Here is a 17,169-nt window from a genome sequence, read left to right as displayed (position 1 = left end):
CGCCGATCGGGTGGCCGTTTCGCGTCCTTCGAGTTAGGTTAGGCTAACCAAACTGAGGGGACGCGAGTGAGCACAGTGGATGACATCCGGACACATTGCCCACGGGAGATCCACACCGGCCTGTCCGCGGAGGTGCTGGCAGCGGGGCCGCCGCCGCTGCCGGCACTGACCGCGCCCTGGTCGATGGAGTTGGTCCGGCCCGAGGGCGAGGATCTCGACCTGGTGCACGAGTGGATGAACCTGCCGCACGTGGCCGAGTTCTGGGACCAGGCCTGGCCGCGCGAGCGCTGGGCGGCGACCCTGCGCGCGCAGCTGGCCGGGACCTACTGCCGCCCGTTCATCCTGCGGCTGGGCGGCCGGCCGATCGGCTATGTCGAGCTGTACCGGGCGGCCCGCGATGTGGTGGCCGCGCACTATCCGGCGCTGCCGCACGATGTCGGGCTGCACGGCGCGATCGGCGATCCGGAGGTCGCCGGGCAGGGTCTGGCCTACAAGTTCTGGCTGGAGGTGATCCCGGCGGTGTTCGCGGCCGAACCGGAGTGCCGCCGGATGGTGACCGATCCGGCCGCCGATCACCGGGTGGCCCGCAGGCTGGACGCCGCGGTGGCCGTGGTGACCGGCGGCGGTCTGCTCGGCGAGGTCGAACTGCCGCACAAGCGCGCCGCGCTCTACGCCTACCCGCGCACCCCGGCCGATCTGCCCGCGCTCACGCCGGGCCACTGAGCACCGCGGTGGTGGCCACGACCGTGGTCTCGGTGGGTCCGTAGCTGTTGACCAGCGCGACCCCTGGCACGCTCGTCCGCCACCGCCGCACCCACTCCGGCGCGGCCGCCTCGCCGCCGATGATCACCAGGCGGATCGATGGCGGCAGGGTCAGCTCGCCCGCGCACACCGCGTAGGCCAGCTCGTGCCAGTACCCGGTGGGCAGGTCCAGCACGGTGATCCCGGCCGCCGCGCACTCGGCGAGCAGCGCGGCCACCGACTCCACGCCCTCGGTGCGCACCACCAGGCGGGCGCCCGCGCCCAGGGCCAGGTAGACCTCCTCGACGCTGGCGTCGAAGTGCAGGGGCGCGAACTGGAGCACCCGGTCCCTGGCGGTGATCCGGTAGCGACTGGCCGCCGCTCCTAGGAAGGCCGCCAGGGCGCCGTGTTCGATGGCCACACCCTTGGGGGTGCCGGTGGTGCCGGAGGTGTAGATGACGTAGGCGAGGTCGTGCGGGGCCGGGCACCACGGCGCGCGGGCCGGGGCGGGGGCCAGCGCGGCCACCTCCGGGGCGGTGAGCACCAGGGCGGGCCGGGCGTCGGCCAGCACGGCCTGTCTGCGCGCCGGGGGCGCGGCGGGGTCCAGGGGCAGGTAGGCCGCGCCGGCCTGGAGCACGCCGAGGAAGGTGATCACCGCCGAGCCGCCGCGTGGCAGGTCCACCGCGACCAGGTCGCCGCGCCGGACTCCTCGGTGCCGCAATGCCTCGGCCACGCCGCAGATCCCGGCCCAGAGCTGGCCGTAGGTCCATTCGCGGTCGCCCTCGACCACCGCGATCGTGCCCAGGTCGTGGGTGAAGACCTCGGCGAGCGGGTACAGCGGCGGCACCGCGGGGGAGTCCAGCCGCCAGGCCCCCGGCCCGGCCGCCGGGCGCAGCGGCGTCTTCGGTTCGGCCGCGCTGTGTGCCAGCAGGGTGAGCAGTTCTTCTTGCAGGGCGGCGAGTTCGGCCGGGGTGTAGCGCTCCGGGTGGGCGTCCAGTTCCAGCCACAGGCCGTCCCGCTGCTGACGGAAGGCCACGCACAGGTCCTCCACCGGACCGGCGGAAACGTTGCGCGCCAACGCCTCGGCCGCGCCGAAGCGCAGCGTGGTGGCGAACGGCAGCACGTTGACCACCGGCCCGAACAGGTTCGCGCCGCCGGTGTCCCGGCGCAGGTCCTCATGCCGGTACCGGTGGTGCGGGCGGGTGCGCCGGAGCTGCTCGGCCACCGACTCGGCCAGCGCGGCCAGGCTCACCCCAGGCGGGGTGGGCAGGCGCAGCGGCACGATGTTCATCAGGGTGGCCGCGATCCGCATGTCCGCGGCGGCGGCGCGGGCCAGCACCGGCAGGCCGATCCGCACCTCGTCCACGCCGAGCCTGCGCGCGGTGAGCCCGGCCACGGCGGCGATCGCCAGTTCCGGCCAGGTCCGGGACAGCCTGGTGGCGGTGGCCTTGAGCGCGTCGGTCAGGTCGGCGGGCACCGGAATTGCCAGTCGCAGCGCCAGGCCCGCGCCGACGTTGAAGTCCATAGTGGACAGTGAGGCGGGGGCGGGTGCGTCGGCCAGTTCGGCGAGCCAGAACTCGCGGTCCTGGTCCCGCTGTGGCGAATCCGCGTAGGCGGCATCCGCGGTCAGGGCGGCGGTCACCGAGGTCAGCGGCGGGGCGGGTGCGCGGCCTTCGGTGTGGGCGGTGTGCAGTTCGGCGACCCGGCGCAGCAGCAGCGCGCAGGAGAAGCCGTCCACCGCGATGTGGTGTGCCCGCTGCCACCACCAGTGCTCGGCCGGACCCACCCGGAGCACGAACTGGGCGGTCAGCGGACCGGCCTCCAGGCGCACCGGGGTGGCCAGGTCCTCGGTCAGGAGTTTCTCCGCGGTGGCCCGGGGATCGGCCTCGGTCGAGAGGTCCAGTACCCGCACCACCGGGAGTGGTCCGGTTTCCTGCCAGGGCTCCTCGGCCACGCCGAAGACCGCGCGCAGGCCCTCGGTCTCGGTCAGGCAGGTGTAGATCGACTCGACCAGCAGCGCGGTGTCCAGCTCGCCGCGGATCTCCACCACGTCGGCGGTGTTGTACGCGGGGCTGTCCGGGGCGAGCTGCTGGCCGAACCAGATCCCGCGCTGCGCGGCGGTCAGCGGACGGCGGGGGGACTCAGGCACGGGTGGCCTCCTTGTCAGCAGTGGCCCAGCGGGCGGTCAGCGCGCGCAGCCCGTCGGCCAGTCCGCCCCGCCAGCAGGCCGAGTCGTGACCGCCGTGGAACTCGCGATAGGACAGGTCATAACCCTTGGCGCGCAACACATCGCGCAGTCGCCGGGTGGGTTCGAGCAGTTCCCACTCCAGCAGTCCGACCTCCAGGTCGAAGGCCACCGGCAGCTTGTCCTCGGCGGCCAGCGCCTGGGTCAGCCACTGGGCCCCGGCCTCGAAGGCGGTGCCGCTGGGCCACCAGAACGAACCGGACTGGGCGAGCACGTTGCCGAAGCGGTGCGGGGCACGGAGTCCGGCGAAGGCCGCGGTCAGCCCGCCCAGGCTCTGCCCGGCCACCACGGTGCGGCGCGGGTCGGTGGTCAGCGGTAGTTGCCGTCCGGCCCAGGGCAGCAGTTCCTCGGTGAGCATGCGCAGGAACAGCTCGTCGCAGGCCAGCTCCACCACCCGGGCGGGCAGGTTCAGCGAGGAGACCAGCAGCGCGGCCATCGGCGGGATCGCGCCCTCGGCGATGAGGTTGTCCAGGGTGTGGGTGACCCCGAGGTCGTGCACCCATGCCTCGCCGTCGAAGAGCACCAGCAGCGGCAGATCGGCGTGGTCCTCGCCCGGTGGGCGGTACAGCCAGATGTCTCGTTCGTTGCCCAGCACGGCGCTGTCAAATCGGTGTTCCGTCACGCTACCGACCGGTCGGTCGGGATGCGGAAAAAGCCACGGCTGCGGAGGTGCGTCCGGCAGCGCGGCCAGGGACCATGCCGGGCCGCCGAACTTGTTGGGCAGGGTGCCGGGGTTGAGCGGATCGGTGACCGCGAGCGCCTGGAGTTCCCGCCAGCGCGCCCGTTCCGGCCCGCGCCAGACCGCCGGCGCGGCGGGCGGTTCCGGTAGCGGGGCGAGCTGATAGGTGCCGCGCCAGTCCGCGCGCAGCCGGTAGCTGCGGTGCCACACATCGGTGCCCGGCAGCAGGTGCAGCAGGCTGGGGCCGAGGTCGTTGTAGTCGGTGAGCTTGTTGGCGTGCAACAACACCGCGCCCTGCCCGGCATCCCGCCACAGGAAGGTCACGATCCGGTGCGCAGCGTCCTCGGCCGGTTCGACCAGCGGCGTGCCCTCCGCCTCGACCTGCCGCCAGAACGCGGCCAGCGCCGCCGCGTCCGCACCGGCCAGCGCCCGCACCCGAGGGCTCTCGGCCAGCGGTGGCGGGGTCGGCCGCCGGTTGTGCGGCGGCACCGCGGGCAGTCGTCGCGGGTTGGGGAACTCGGCCATACCAGCACCTTCCAGATTTTGGTTAGGCTAACCTAACAGCCATGGTCGATGCCGTGGCGCCGATTGGCACCCCTCTTCCCGGACTCCGGGCCTATGTGCTCGACGCCGCACTGCGCCCGGCGGCGGCCGGCACGCTCGGCGAGCTGTACGTGGCCGGGCCGACCGTGGGCCGCGGCTACCTGGGGCAACCGGGACTGACCGCGACCCGCTTCCTCGCCGACCCCTTCGGCGCGCCGGGAGACCGGATGTACCGCACCGGCGACCAGGTGCGGCTGCGCGGCGGACAACTGGAGTTCGCCGGCCGGGCCGACCGGCAGGTGAAGATCCGCGGCTTCCGGGTCGAGCCCGCCGAGGTGGAGGCCGCCGTGCTGGCCTGCCCAGGGGTCGCCCTGGCCGCGGTGCTGGCCCGGCCGGACGGCCGCGGCGGCCAGCGGCTGCTCGCCTACGTCGTGCCCGACGGCGAGCTGCCCGATGTGTGGGCCTGGCTCGCCGACCGCCTGCCCGGCCACCTGGTGCCCGAGGCCGTGCTCACCCTGCCCGCACTGCCATTGACCGCCAGCGGCAAACTCGACCACGCCGCCCTGCCCGAACCCGCTGCCGAGATCACCGCCACCCGCCCGCCGCGCGGGGCGGCCGAGGACCTGATCGGCACCCTGTTCGCCGAGGTGCTCGGCGCCACCGAGGTGGGGCCGGAGGAGGACTTCTTCGCCCTGGGCGGCCATTCCCTGCTGGCCACCCGGCTGCTCAGCCGCATCCGCGCCGCCCTGTCGGTCGAGGTGCCGCTGCGGATCCTCTTCGACACCCCCACGCCCGCCGCACTGGCCACCTGGCTGGCCGACCACGGCGGCCGGTCCCGCCCCCGCCCGGAGTCCGCACCGGACCGGCACCTGCTCTCACACGCCCAGCGCCGCCTGTGGTTCCTGCAGCGCCTGGACCCCGGTGCGGCCACCTACAACATGCCGCTCACCCTGCGCCTGACCGGCCCCCTGGACGCGCCCGCGCTCGCCGCCGCACTGTCCGATGTGGCCGGACGGCACGAGCCACTGCGCACTCTGCTGCCCGCCGTACACGGCGAACCGGCCCCGAACGTGCTGCCACGCCTGGACTTCGACCTCGACCCGCAGTCGGTGTCCGATGTGGACACCGCGCTGGCCACCGCGGCCCGTCGCCCGTTCGACCTGGCCGTCGACGCCCCGCTGCGGCCCAGCCTGTTCCGCCTGGACGAGCAGGACCACGTGCTGCTGCTCCTGCTGCACCACATCGCCGCCGACGAATGGTCCCTGCGTCCACTGCTCGACGACCTGGCCGCCGCCTACCAGGCCCGCCGCGCCGGACACAGTCCACAGTGGATAGAGTTGAAGATCCGCTACCCGGATTACGCGGCCTGGCAGGAGAAACTGCTCGACGACGAGGCCGAGGAACAGCTGGCGTTCTGGCGTGCGCAACTGGCCGACCTGCCCGCCGAACTCGCGCTGCCCGCCGACCGCCCGCGCGGCCAGAGCGACCTCGGCGGCGTGGTGACCTTTGCGGTGCCACCGGAAACCCACCGCGCACTGCGGGCACTCTCCCGCGAGACGGGCGTGACCACGTTCATGGTGCTGCAAGCCGCCCTGGCCACCTTGTGCACCCGGCTCGGCGCGGGCACCGACATCCCACTGGGCACCCCGGTCGCGGGACGCGGCGACAGCGCGTTTGACGACCTGGTCGGATTCTTCGTCAACACCCTGGTGCTGCGGGTGAACACCGCCGGCGCACCGAGTTTCCGGGAACTCCTCGCCAGGGTTCGCGAGACCACCCTGGCCGCCTTCGACCACCAGGAGGTGCCCTTCGACCGGGTGGTGGAGGCGGTCAACCCGCCGCGCACCCCCGGCCGCACCCCGCTGTTCCAGGTGATGCTCAGCCACCGCACCGACACCGGCGCGGACACCGTCCTGGACCGCGGCCTGAGCGCCCGGCTGGCCCCGATCAGCGCGGGCGCGGCCAAATTCGACCTCACCTTCGCCTTCAGCGAGACCCCCGGCCAGGACGGCCTGTCCGGACTGGCGGAACACCGCCTCGACCTCTTCGACGCCGACACCGCCCGCGGCTTCGGCGAACGCCTGGCCCACCTCCTCGCTCTGCTCACCGCCTCACCGGACTGCTCCATCGCCGACCTGCCGCTGCTCACCGAGGCCGAACACCAGCGGATCGTGCACGAGTGGAACCACACCGCGCGCACCCTGGTACCGGGCACCGTGCCCGAACTGTTCGCCGCACAGGTTCGCCTTGCCCCACAAGCCATCGCGGTCGCAGTCGACGGCGCCGAACACAGCTACGCCCAACTCGACGACCGCGCCAGCCGGATCGCGCACCTGTTGCGGGAACACGGGGTCGGCCCGGAAACCGTGGTGGCCATCGCGCCGCCACGCACCCTGGACATCGTGGCCACCCAGCTCGCCGTGCTCAAGGCGGGCGGCGCGTTCCTGCCCCTGGACCCGGACTACCCGGCCGACCGGCTGGCCCACCTGATCACCGACGCCCGCCCTCGAGTCCTGCTCACCACCACCGAACTGGCCGCCCGTCTGCCCGCCGAGCTGCCCACGATCCTGCTGGACGACCCCGAGGTGGTGCGCCGCCTGGCCACCCTGCCCGGCACCGGGCCGGTGGTGCCGCTGAGCCCCGATCACGCGGCGTATGTCATCTACACCAGCGGATCCACCGGCCTGCCCAAGGGCGTGGTGGTGCCGCATCGCGGGGTGGCGAAACTGGTGGCCACCCAGGAACAGGCATTCGGCTCGGCCGCCGGCCAGCGGGTGCTCTACTTCGCCTCACCCAGTTTCGACGCCGCGTTCTGGCAACTGGTCGGCACCCTGCTCGGCGGCGGCACCCTCGCGGTGATCCCCGCCGAACTGCGCGCCCCCGGCACCGGCCTCGCCGATTACCTTCGAGAGCAACGAATCTCGGTCGCCGGACTGCCGCCGTCCATCCTGGCCATGTTCCCACCGGAGATCACCCTGCCGCCGGAACTCACCCTGGTCGTCGGCGGCGAACGCGTGCCGCCGGAGGTCGTTCGCCGTTGGGGCGCAAGGCATCGCGTGGTCAACGCCTACGGCCCCACCGAGACCACCGTCAACGCCACCCTGTGGGACTGCGATCCCAGCCAGCCGGGTGCGGTGCCGATCGGCCGCCCGGACCCCGGCGTGCGCGCCTACGTGCTCGACGAGCGCCTGCGCCCGGTGCCGCCCGGAGTAGTGGCCGAGCTGTACCTCGGCGGCGAGGGCGTGGCCAGGGGCTACCTGAACCGGCCCGCCCTGACCGCGCAACGGTTCCTGGCCGATCCGCACGGCGCACCCGGCGCGCGGATGTACCGCACCGGGGACCTGGTGCGCTGGCGGCCGGACGGCGTGCTGGACTACCTGGGCCGCGCCGACGACCAGGTCAAGATCCGCGGCTTCCGGATCGAACTCGGCGAGGTCGAGGCCGCACTCGTCGGCTGCCCCGGCGTGCGCACCGCCGCGGTGGCCGTGGGCGAGGGTGCGGCCGGACCGCACCTGGTCGGCTACGTGCTCGCCGACCCCGGCCTGACCGGACCCGAGGTGCGCGCGCACGCCGCCCGCGCACTGCCCGCGCACATGCTGCCGGTCGCGGTACTGCCGGTGACCGCGCTTCCGTTGACCCCCAACGGAAAACTCGACCTGGCCGCACTGCCGGACCCGGTGCTCGACCGCGGCCCGGCCCGCGCGCCGAGCACCCCGGTCGAGCACAAGCTGTGTGCCGCCGCGGCCGAACTGCTCGGCCTGGCCGAGTTCGGCGTGGACGAGGACTTCTTCGCCGCGGGCGGCCATTCCCTGCTGGCCGCCCGATTCGCCGCCAGCGCCGCCGAGGTGCTCGGCCGCCCGGTCACCGTCGCCGACGTGCTGGCCGCCCCGACGGTGGCCGGTCTGCTCGCCCAGGAGACCGCGGTGGACCCGTTCGCACCGGTGCTGCCACTGCGCACCGGCGGGCGTGGCGAACCACTGTTCTGCGTGCACCCGGCCAGCGGCCTCGGCTGGTGCTACGCCGGTCTCGCCGCCCACCTGGACCGCGAAGTGTTTGCCTTGCAATGCCCCGACCTGACCGGCCACACCCTGGCCTCCCTCGCGGAACAGCACCTGGCAGCGTTGCGCGCAGTGCGTCCGCACGGCCCGTACCACCTGCTCGGCTGGTCCCTCGGCGGCCTGATCGCACACGAGCTGGCGGTCCGCCTGCACGCCCAGGGTGAGGAAGTCGCCCAGCTGGTGCTGCTGGACGCCTACCCCGGCACCCGCTGGCGCGGTCAGCCGCCGGTCGCGGACCTGACCCGGCACCTGGACCAGCCACTGCCACCGGGCCTGGACCCGGCGGTGGTGACCGCCAACGTGCACGCGGCCGCCGAGGTGATCGCGGGCGCGGAATTCGGTGTGCACCAAGGGGATCTGGTGTTCGGTACGGCGATCAGGGACCGGGCGGAACTGCTGTCCACCCATGCGGACTGGGCGGCGTACGTGACCGGCGAGATCGTCAACCACGACCTGGACTTCGGCCACCACGACCTGGCCAGTCCGGCCGCACAGGAACGCATCGCGCGGCTGCTCTAGTGGTGTTCACCAGGGTGAACGTTTTTGGTATCAGGTTGACTACCGTGTGCGAACCAAGATTCAGGTTCGCTCGAATGGGAGTCACCATGAGCCGCCGTCTTGCCCGCCGCTTCCTGCTGCCCGCAATTCTCGCGCTGATCGCCGCATTACTGCTGTTCACGCCGGGATCGGCGGAGAAAGCATGGGCCGCCCCCGGCTATCACCGCGCACCGCAGCCGCCGGGGGTCGACCTCGTCAACATGCTGCCCAGGATCATCCAGCACGCCTATTACAACCACCGTGGCGAAACAGTCTGCAGGTCCGGTCAGCCACTCCCGGTCGATGAGTTCCTGTCTGTTGTGCAGGAGTCGATAACGCACGCCACGGACAGCTTCGTCCGGGCCAATGACGGATCCTGGGTCTATTGGTACCGCACCCCGTGCACCAGCAGCGAGGGGATGTTCGTGGTGCTGAACTGGAGCCGGCCGAACCAGAGCACGGCGTTCTTCCCGACCCGGGGTGAGCAGTACTTCACCGAACAGCTGAACCGCGACGGTTTGCCCGATTCGGCGCCACGCTCGTCCTGGCAGCTCCAGCCACCGCCGGCCTGCTGGACCTACAGCGGGTCAAGCCGCAGCGCCATTGACGACACGCCGCCGTTCTGCCACGCGACCACCGGTGACGTCTACTACGGCAGCACCGGCACGTCGGATGAGAACGCCAGGGTGCCGTGGGACACCTACAAGTCCACCAGCAACAACCGGGTGCACCGTAATCCGAAGGAACTCTGCACCTGGGCGGCCGAAGTGGACAAGGTGCTGGCGCTGTGCCACACCAACCCCTACTTCACCTACTTCAAGGTCAAATTGGGTGCGGGTGGCCGGGTCGCGACCTACCTGAATTACACGAGTGACCCCATTCCAGCCGATGGTCAGCAGCACGTGGTGTACACCCGCGGTGGCGATATGAGCGGATACGACCTCACCGACGTCTTCTACGCCTCCGGATCCGGGACCTGGTGGGCCAATGTCGTGCTCGGTGGGTACCTGCACTCACCGGTCAGTTCCTGACCTCGAACCCGTGGGCCCCTGGCAACTGCCGGGGCCCATCCGGTGCGCGAGGCCGCGAAGGGTGACCCGCACACTCTGGTAGGTCGGGCGGTTGAGCAGCGTGCCCACGGCGCGACGCGCGTACGGGTCGCACACAAAGGCGTGCGGAGCGATCTTCTCGGCGTTGACCAGGTGCGCGGTCGCCTGGGGTTCGCCCGTGGGCAGGTGTGCCAGCGAGGACCCGGCCAACAGGTGGAACCCGTAGCTGTCGATGTGGTTCTCGGGCGGATGGGCGTCGAGTTCGCGCAGTACCGCCGGAACCGAGTCGAAGTGCCCGAGGACGCAGAGCAGTTCAAGCCGGTTCAGCAGCAGAGACGTGCCGCTGAGCCGGGCCAGGGAGTCGACAGGGCCCGGCCAAGGGTCGTGCCCGGCGACCTGCTCCGCTTCGGCGAGGTGCGCGTAGGGCGCGGCGCCCGGTGCCGGAAGGCGGGCCCTGGCCAGCCCCGCGGTGATGTGCAGCCTGCCGTACACGGACCTCGCCCGGCGAGTGCGCAGGAGTTCGGCGGCGAGCTTGTCCGCCGCCACCTCGGCCACCGTCGCCGCGTATCCGTGCAACCCCAGCCGGGTGTAGAGCTGGGACCGCTGCCACGCGACGACCGCGACATCCACCGCGTCACCGCATTCCTCGGCCAAGGGCTGGGAAATCTCCAGGGCGAGTGCCATCAGATCCAGGTAGCCGAATTCCCGCAGCACCGGGATGCACAGGTTCTGGTAGATCGTCAACCACAGCCGGGTCAGCTCTGCCTCCGCCTGATCCGGCCGGGCACACGCGGCGGCCAGCACCGCCGGCAACCCCAGCGCCACCCGGGCGAACTGGCAGCGGTCGTAGGCCTGGGTGAGCAGGTCCACCTGCCTGGCCAGGTCCTCGACCCCGCGCAGGTGCGCCAGGCGGCCGGCCGGGACCGAGGCGGTGCCCAGCAGGGTCGAGCGCAGGCATGCCATCGAGGATTCCACTTCACCGGACACCTCCGCCCGCATCCCGGTCGCCGCCGCGGAGTCGACCAGATCGGCCGGTGACACCCGGAGTGCGTCGGCGATGGCCTGGATGTGCGAAAGACGGTCCAACATTCGCTCGCCGTTCTCCACCATGGACAAGAATGCCGGGGAGATGCCGGCCAGCTGGGCCGTGGTGCGCAGGCTCATTCCGCGCAGCTTCCGGTACTTCCTGACTCGCTGCCCAATATCACTCTTTGACGCCAAGCCGGGCACCCCTTCTGGGCAAGTCGAGATCGCAGGCGAACCCTAATCCGGGCGGAATGACTGGTCAATCGCGCGCGAGGGGTATTGACGCTGACTGTGCGCCGCATGGTCGAAGCAAAGAATTACCGCCGAGCGGAGTTCCCGGTGATCATTTCTTATTGACGCGCGGTCAGTCGTTGCGCAGGCGTGCCCAGGTGGCGCAGTCCGAGATCGCCGCGATTGTCGGTGGGCGTGGGTACGTTGGGCGCCGTGACGATGTGGAAAGACCGCCTCAGCGCGCTCGCCAAGGACCGCCTGCCCGCTGAGGCCGCGGAAACCTGGATCGAGCTGTTCCAACCGGGCATCCGGCTCGCCGACTCCGGGCCGGGGCCACGGGTGGCGCGGCTGGGCGGCAACCCGGCGCTGCCGCCCGAGGTGGACTGGCCCAGCTGGCCGGACCGCGGGCCGCTCAACTTCATCGCCGCGGTGGACTGCGCGGCGTTACCGCGTGAGTTCCTGAGCATTCCGCTGCCGGCCGAGGGCACGCTGCTGTTCTTCTACTTCGACGGCGAACGCCATCCGGGCTATCCGGACCCGGCCTTCGTCGAGGACGTCGAGGGCAGCCGGGTGATCTTCGTGCCGGCGGGCACGGCGGTCACCGAACGGACGCCACCGGCCGATATCAACCCGTACCCGAGCGTGGACCTCTTCGCCGAGATCGTGGCCACCGCCCCGGAACGCGAGCACCTCCTGCTCGACCAGACCCGGACGGCCAGTGGCGCCACGCTGGCCGAGGCCGTCCAGACCGTGCTCGGTCCAGGGCGATCGGGCCCCGACGTGTTCGGCGAGCTGCGCTGGGAAATTGAGCAAGGCCCGTTCCACCAGATCGGCGGGTTCGCCACACCGATCCAGGGCCCGGTGGAGAAGGAGGTGGCCGGCGAGGTGTACGAGGGTTCCTGGTACGACCCGGGTTTCGCCGAGGAAGCGGCCCGCTGGGTGCTGCTCGCCCAGATCGACAGCAGCAAGGAAGCCGACATGTGCTGGGGCGACGTCGGAATGCTGTACTGGGTGATCCGGTCAGCGGATCTGGCCGCGGGCCGGTTCGAGAATGCCCGGTGCACCATGCAGTGCGGCTGACCGCTTCCCGGAGGTCGGCGGGTCCCGCCGACCTCCGGTTCGCTCAGTTGCCGACCAGCCGGGCCCAGGCCGCGACGGTCGGGTTTTCCAGCAGGGTCACGAAGGAGACGTCCGCGCCCTCGGACTCCCAGCGTTCGGCCAGCACCATCAGCCGGATCGAGTCCAGCCCGGCCGCGAGGAGATCCTCCTCGTCGGTGACCGGGCGGCCCAGCAGTTCGCCCACCTGCTCGCGCAGGGCCGCGGTGGTCACGAGGCCACCCCCAGCAGGGCGTCGACCAGGGTCGCGGTGGTCAGCACGTGCCCGCAGCGCTGGGCCACGTGGTGCAACGCGGCCAGGTGGTCCGCGCGGGAGAAGTCGGCCACCGCGTCGGCCACCACGAACGGTTTGACCTCGCGCATGAACGCGTCCAGCGCGGTGGTCAGCACCCCGATGTGCCCGTACACGCCGGTGACGATCAACTGGTCCCGCTCGCCGAGGAACTCGGCCAGGTCGGTGCGCACGAACGCGCTGTAGCGCCACTTGGTCATCACGATGTCGGTCGGCGCGGGCGCAAGTTCGTCCACAATGGACTCTGCGCGGCGCTCCGACGGCAGGCCGTTGCCCCAGAAGTCCAGCAGCAGACCGCGTTCGTCCTGGCTCTGACCGCCGGGCTGGGCGGTGAAGACCACCGGAATGCCCGCGGCCGTGCAGTGTTTGCGCAGCGCGTCGATGTTGGCCAGCACCGCGGGCAGTGGTGAGTCCGCACGCGGGAAGGCATCCAGGAAGTGATTCTGCATATCGTGCACGAGCAGCACGGCGCGGGCCGGGTCGACCCGCCAGTCCACCCGGTTCTGCGGCAGTTCCTCGGGCTCGGGTAAGGCGTAGGGCTTGATAGCGGGCAGGCCCATGGTGGTCATCCCCTCTCCAGGCGCGCACGCAACGCGGCGCGCAAATCATTGGTGCTGGTCTTGCCCACCGCGGTGGTGGGGAACTCGTCGAGGAACTCCACCCGGTCCGGCACCTTGTAGCCGGCCAGGCCGCGATCCCGGACGAATTCGCGCAACGCGCCGGCCTCGGGGACGGGCACCCCTTGGCGCAGCACGACAAACGCGCAGGAGCGCTCGCCCAGGTAGCGGTCGGGCATGGCCACCACCGCGGCGTCGTGCACCGCGGGATGGGCGAGCAGTTCGTTCTCGACCTCCTCGGCGGCGATCTTCTCCCCGCCGCGGTTGATCTGGTCCTTGGCCCGGCCGGTCACCACCAGATAGCCGTCCCGGTCCCGCCGCACGAGGTCGCCGGTGCGGTAGAAGCCGTCGGGGGTGAACGCGCGGGCATTGTGTTCGTCAGCGCGCCAGTAACCCCTGATGGTGTACGGACCTCTGGTCAGCAGGTGCCCGGTTTCCCCGTCTGGCACCGGGTTTCCGTCCTCGTCGAGCACCAGGACCTCGTCGTGCGCGGAGATCGGGCGGCCCTGGGTGCTGACCACGACCTCCTCCGGATCGTCGAGGCGGGTGTAGTTGACCAGGCCCTCGGCCATGCCGAAGACCTGTTGCAGGGTGCAGCCCAGGGTGGGTCGCACCCGGCGGGCCACCTCCTCGGCGAGCTTGGCCCCGCCGACCTGGAGCACCTGGAGGCTGGACAGGTCGTGGGTGCTGCGGCGGGCGGATTCCAGCCACACCAACGCGATCGGCGGCACTACCCCGGTGATGGTGACCCGGTGCCGCTCGATCAGCGCGAACGCGGTGGCCGGGTCCGGGCGCGGGCACAGCACCACGGTGCCACCGGCGTAGAGCACGCCGAGCACGCCGGGGGAGGACAGCGGGTAGTTGTGCGCCACCGGCAACGCACACAGGTACACCGTCTCGGTGCTCAGCCCGCAGATGTCCGCGCTGGCCCAGACGCTGTAGAGGTAGTCGTCGTGGGTGCGCGGGATCAGCTTGGGCCTGCCGGTGCTGCCGCCGGAGAGTTGCAGGAACGCCAGTTCGGCCGGATCCCTTGCCGGCAACGGGATTGGCTCGGTGTAGAGGTCGGCCAGCGCGGTGTGCTCGCCGGGATCACCGGCGATGATCACCCTGGCGTTGCCGGCGACCGCGGCCAGGCTGCGGTGGTCGAAGCCCTCGTGCACATCGGTGGTCACCAGCGCGACGGCCTCGCTGTGCGCGCAGAAGTAGCCGATCTCGTTGGCCCGATGGGAAGGCAGCGCGAACACCGGCAGCGCGCCGAGCCGGAACAACGCGAAGATCACGTCGAAGAAGGCGGCGGTGCTGGGCAGTTGCAGCACCACCCGGTCCCCGGCGCGCACGCCGATGCCGTGCAGGCCGGCGGCGAGGCGGTCGGCCCGCCGGTCCAGTTCGGCATAGCTGACCCGGTGCTCGCCGTCGATCACGGCGGTGCGCTCGCCCCAGCGCCCGGCCCAGTCGCGCAGCAGCCCGCCGAAGGTCTCGCCGCGCCAGTAACCCAGCTCGCGGTAGCGGCTGGCGAACTCGTCTGGCCACATGGTTGTCGATCTCCCGTTGCGGTCAGGCCCCGAGCGTGGCGCCACCGTCGACGCACAACTCCTGCATCGTGATGTGCCGCGCGGCGGGGGAGAGGAGGAAGAGCACCGCGTCGGCGACGTCGGCGGGGTCGGCCACCCTGGCCAGTGGGATGCCCACCCGGAAGGCGTCCTGGGCGCCCGCGATCACCCCGGCCTGGCCGCCCGCGCCCCACAGCGCGCGGCCCATGTCGGTGTCGGTGGAGCCGGGCGCGACCACGTTGCAGCGAATGCCCTGCCCGGCCAGTTCCAGCCCGAGCACCTTGGTGAACATGGCGCTGGCCGCCTTGGACGCGCAGTAGGCGGCCAGTCCGGCCCTGGGCACGGTGGCGGCGTTGGAGGTCACCGTGACCACCGCCCCCGCGCCCCGTTCCGCCATTCGCCGGGTCACCGCGCGGGAGAGATGGAACACCCCGTCGGCGTTGACCGCGAACGTGCGCGCCCACACCGCCGGGTCCAGCTCGGCCACCGGCGCGGCCTGCAGCACCCCGGCCACGTTGACCAGCGCGGTCACCGGTCCGAGGTCCTGTTCCACCTGTGCCACCACGGTTTCCACCGCCGCGGCGTCGGCCACGTCCACGGCGTACCCGGTGGCGCGGTCACCGAGCGCGGCGGCCCGTTCCCGCACGGCGTCGCCGTCGAGATCCAGCAGCGCGACCCTGGCCCCGCGACCGGCCAGCGCATCGGCGACGGCGGCGCCGATGCCCCTGGCCGCGCCGCTGACCACGGCCACACCGGTCGTGTTCCACGCGTTCACAGTCATCCCCCAGGATGGTTAGGCTAACCTAATGGAGGTTAGGTCGGCCTAACTTAGCTGGTCAAGTCGGGGAGGCCGCCGCAGGGGCGGATTGAGATGCGAGCGATACTCACCAGATGGACATCGTCGTGGACCGTCGCTCGATCAACATGGGTGACGACGCGGAGCCCCACCTCCGCACCGTCCAAGTCGCCGCGGACCCCCGAGTGGCCGACGCCCTCGCCGCCATCGACCTGCCGCACTACCTGCCCACCCTGCACCGTCCGTGGCTGGTGACCTGCCAGGACCGCCCGGTCGCGGTGCTGGTCAGGGGGACTTTGCACTACGGCGGCCCGGTCCGGCCGAAGGACCGGCTGACCACGCTCGTCGGGACCGAGGCCACCCCGGAGTTCTACTGCCGGCAGGTGGTCGGCGACGACCCGCAGCTGGCCTGGGACACGGCCATGGCGACCAGGTCGGTGCGGGAGGCGGCCTGGCTTGGGCAGGCCATGGCACACGGCGACGACCCGGGGTGGCGGCGGGTGCAGGAGGTGGTGCGCCGGGCCACCAAGCTGGCCGCGTCCTTGTCGGAACCGGACCGGGACACCCTGATCACCGCGGCCTGGGCGATCGACATCGGCGGTCACAACTCGATCGCCCCCACCGGGTTCCGGCCCCTGGACAGCGCCCGGCACCTGCGCGCCTACGGCGGTGGGTACTTCAGCGAAGAGGTGATGAGCCTGGTCGCGCACCGCGGCGGAGCGCGCCAGGAGGCCGCCGAACGGGGCTTGACCAAGGAACTCGCCGAGTTCCCGTTCCAGGACACGCCACTGCTGGCCCTGCTCACCAAGGCCGACCGGAGCGCACGCGGCTGACCCGCCCCGCCGACTACCCGAGTCTGCTCGGGGCACTTCTTTCGCGTAGTCGTCGAATATGTTCCGACTTTTCGCGGGTGGACGCTCCGGGATCACTGTTGGAGGCTTCCAGGTCCTGCACTTACTTCCCTGCAAGTGAGGACATGACAATGATCAGAAGTCTCTTCCTGCGGTATGGCGTGATAGCCGCGGCGGTCTCGGCGATGGCATTGCTGGGGCCGGCCACCCAGGCGGGCGTCTCGGTCGGCGACCAGTCGGGTCCGGCGGTGGCCGCGTTAGGTCACCCGACCTCGGTCATCACCATCGAGCCCGGCCAGCGCGACACCGCCGCCGAGCCGGTGGTGGGCATCCAGGCCTGGCCTACGCCCAGCAGGCGCAGCTACCACATCACCAGCTCCTGTCAGCCCTACGCCGCGGCGATCCGGCGCGGCGCGGCCGCGTGGACCGGGCTGACCGAGGGCGCGGGCACCCCGGTGTCCTGTACCAACAGCTACATCACCGGCTGTGGCGGCGGAACCAATGTCGTCGGCTGCAACTGGGGCAGCGGACAGCGGATCTCGCTGTTCATGCGCGGTGTCCGGGACGGCGCACTGCTCGCCGCGCACGAATTCGGCCACAACTGGTTCGGGCACTCGGGTTTCCGGTGCGCGGGCTGGGGCAGCGCACAGGAGGTGATGGCGCCGTCCATGTGCGGATAGCCCGCGCGAATTAGGCCCACATCGGGGTGGCGATTCACTTCGCCACCCCGATGCGGCATTCTGACGTGCCCCGAAAAATCTGGACTCGACCCAAAAGGAAAATATCACGCCGCCGACTGGTTCACAAACCACCCGGCCAGAACCTCCGCAGGAGGTCG

13 protein-coding genes are annotated in these 17,169 nt (G+C 71.5%); 6 read left to right on the top strand and 7 right to left on the bottom strand.

From position 1 onward, the window contains the following. Positions 1 to 66 precede the first annotated feature (66 nt). The gene (locus tag MZC64_RS40325) at positions 67 to 723 is read left to right on the top strand and encodes a GNAT family N-acetyltransferase (RefSeq protein ID WP_247764912.1); all 657 of its coding nucleotides are present in this window, start codon (positions 67 to 69) and stop codon (positions 721 to 723) included. On the opposite strand, the gene MZC64_RS40320 is transcribed toward MZC64_RS40325, so the two are convergent. Then, entirely contained in the window at positions 707 to 2,890 is a 2,184-nt protein-coding gene (locus MZC64_RS40320) for an AMP-binding protein (protein ID WP_247764911.1), read from the bottom strand. The genes MZC64_RS40325 and MZC64_RS40320 overlap by 17 nt on opposite strands. Continuing rightward, positions 2,883 to 4,190 (bottom strand): enterochelin esterase, encoded by a 1,308-nt coding sequence (gene fes, locus MZC64_RS40315; protein WP_247764910.1) that lies wholly within the window; start codon positions 4,188 to 4,190, stop codon positions 2,883 to 2,885. The genes MZC64_RS40320 and fes overlap by 8 nt, the downstream gene beginning before the upstream one ends. A 41-nt stretch (positions 4,191 to 4,231) precedes the next feature. Between fes and MZC64_RS40310 the strand changes: the two genes are divergently transcribed. Both MZC64_RS40310 and MZC64_RS40305 read left to right on the top strand, forming a co-directional pair. Beyond that, entirely contained in the window at positions 4,232 to 8,785 is a 4,554-nt protein-coding gene (locus MZC64_RS40310) for a non-ribosomal peptide synthetase (RefSeq protein ID WP_247764909.1), read from the top strand. A gap of 14 nt (positions 8,786 to 8,799) precedes the next feature. After that, entirely contained in the window at positions 8,800 to 9,834 is a 1,035-nt protein-coding gene (locus tag MZC64_RS40305) for a hypothetical protein (RefSeq protein WP_247764908.1), read from the top strand. Here MZC64_RS40305 and MZC64_RS40300 read toward each other — a convergent pair. Beyond that, positions 9,817 to 11,082, bottom strand: coding sequence for a helix-turn-helix transcriptional regulator (locus tag MZC64_RS40300; RefSeq protein ID WP_308301123.1), 1,266 nt, complete (start codon positions 11,080 to 11,082; stop codon positions 9,817 to 9,819). The genes MZC64_RS40305 and MZC64_RS40300 overlap by 18 nt on opposite strands. Positions 11,083 to 11,328: 246 nt before the next feature. Here MZC64_RS40300 and MZC64_RS40295 point away from each other — a divergent pair, with 246 nt between their 5' ends. Further along, positions 11,329 to 12,189: a YwqG family protein gene (locus MZC64_RS40295; protein WP_247765070.1), complete on the top strand. Its 861-nt coding sequence runs from the start codon at positions 11,329 to 11,331 to the stop codon at positions 12,187 to 12,189. Between the two features lie 43 nt (positions 12,190 to 12,232). Here the strand turns inward: MZC64_RS40295 and MZC64_RS40290 are convergent, their stop codons facing one another. The 4 genes from MZC64_RS40290 to MZC64_RS40275 are packed head-to-tail and all read right to left on the bottom strand — an operon-like array spanning position 12,233 to position 15,465. Then, positions 12,233 to 12,439 carry a phosphopantetheine-binding protein gene (locus tag MZC64_RS40290; protein WP_185005707.1) on the bottom strand — a complete coding sequence of 69 codons (207 nt, stop codon included), beginning with the start codon at positions 12,437 to 12,439 and terminating at the stop codon, positions 12,233 to 12,235. Continuing rightward, positions 12,436 to 13,086, bottom strand: a complete 651-nt coding sequence (locus tag MZC64_RS40285) for an isochorismatase family protein (RefSeq protein WP_247764906.1) — start codon at positions 13,084 to 13,086, stop codon at positions 12,436 to 12,438. Before MZC64_RS40285 ends, MZC64_RS40290 begins: the two co-directional genes overlap by 4 nt. Then, positions 13,083 to 14,666: a (2,3-dihydroxybenzoyl)adenylate synthase gene (locus tag MZC64_RS40280; RefSeq protein ID WP_247764905.1), complete on the bottom strand. Its 1,584-nt coding sequence runs from the start codon at positions 14,664 to 14,666 to the stop codon at positions 13,083 to 13,085. Before MZC64_RS40280 ends, MZC64_RS40285 begins: the two co-directional genes overlap by 4 nt. Before the next feature lie 22 nt (positions 14,667 to 14,688). Further along, positions 14,689 to 15,465, bottom strand: coding sequence for a 2,3-dihydro-2,3-dihydroxybenzoate dehydrogenase (locus MZC64_RS40275; protein WP_247764904.1), 777 nt, complete (start codon positions 15,463 to 15,465; stop codon positions 14,689 to 14,691). Positions 15,466 to 15,575: 110 nt separating this feature from the next. Between MZC64_RS40275 and MZC64_RS40270 the strand changes: the two genes are divergently transcribed. Both MZC64_RS40270 and MZC64_RS40265 read left to right on the top strand, forming a co-directional pair. After that, a complete protein-coding gene (locus MZC64_RS40270) occupies positions 15,576 to 16,313 on the top strand; it encodes a hypothetical protein (RefSeq protein ID WP_247764903.1) in 738 nt (245 codons plus the stop codon). A gap of 149 nt (positions 16,314 to 16,462) precedes the next feature. Beyond that, positions 16,463 to 17,011 (top strand): hypothetical protein, encoded by a 549-nt coding sequence (locus MZC64_RS40265; RefSeq protein WP_247764902.1) that lies wholly within the window; start codon positions 16,463 to 16,465, stop codon positions 17,009 to 17,011. Positions 17,012 to 17,169: the final 158 nt, after the last annotated feature.

It is taken from the genome of Crossiella sp. S99.2, assembly GCF_023094165.1.
GTDB lineage: Bacteria > Actinomycetota > Actinomycetes > Mycobacteriales > Pseudonocardiaceae > Crossiella.
Note: the sequence above shows the minus strand (reverse complement) of the source record. Positions and strands in the feature narration are given on the sequence as shown.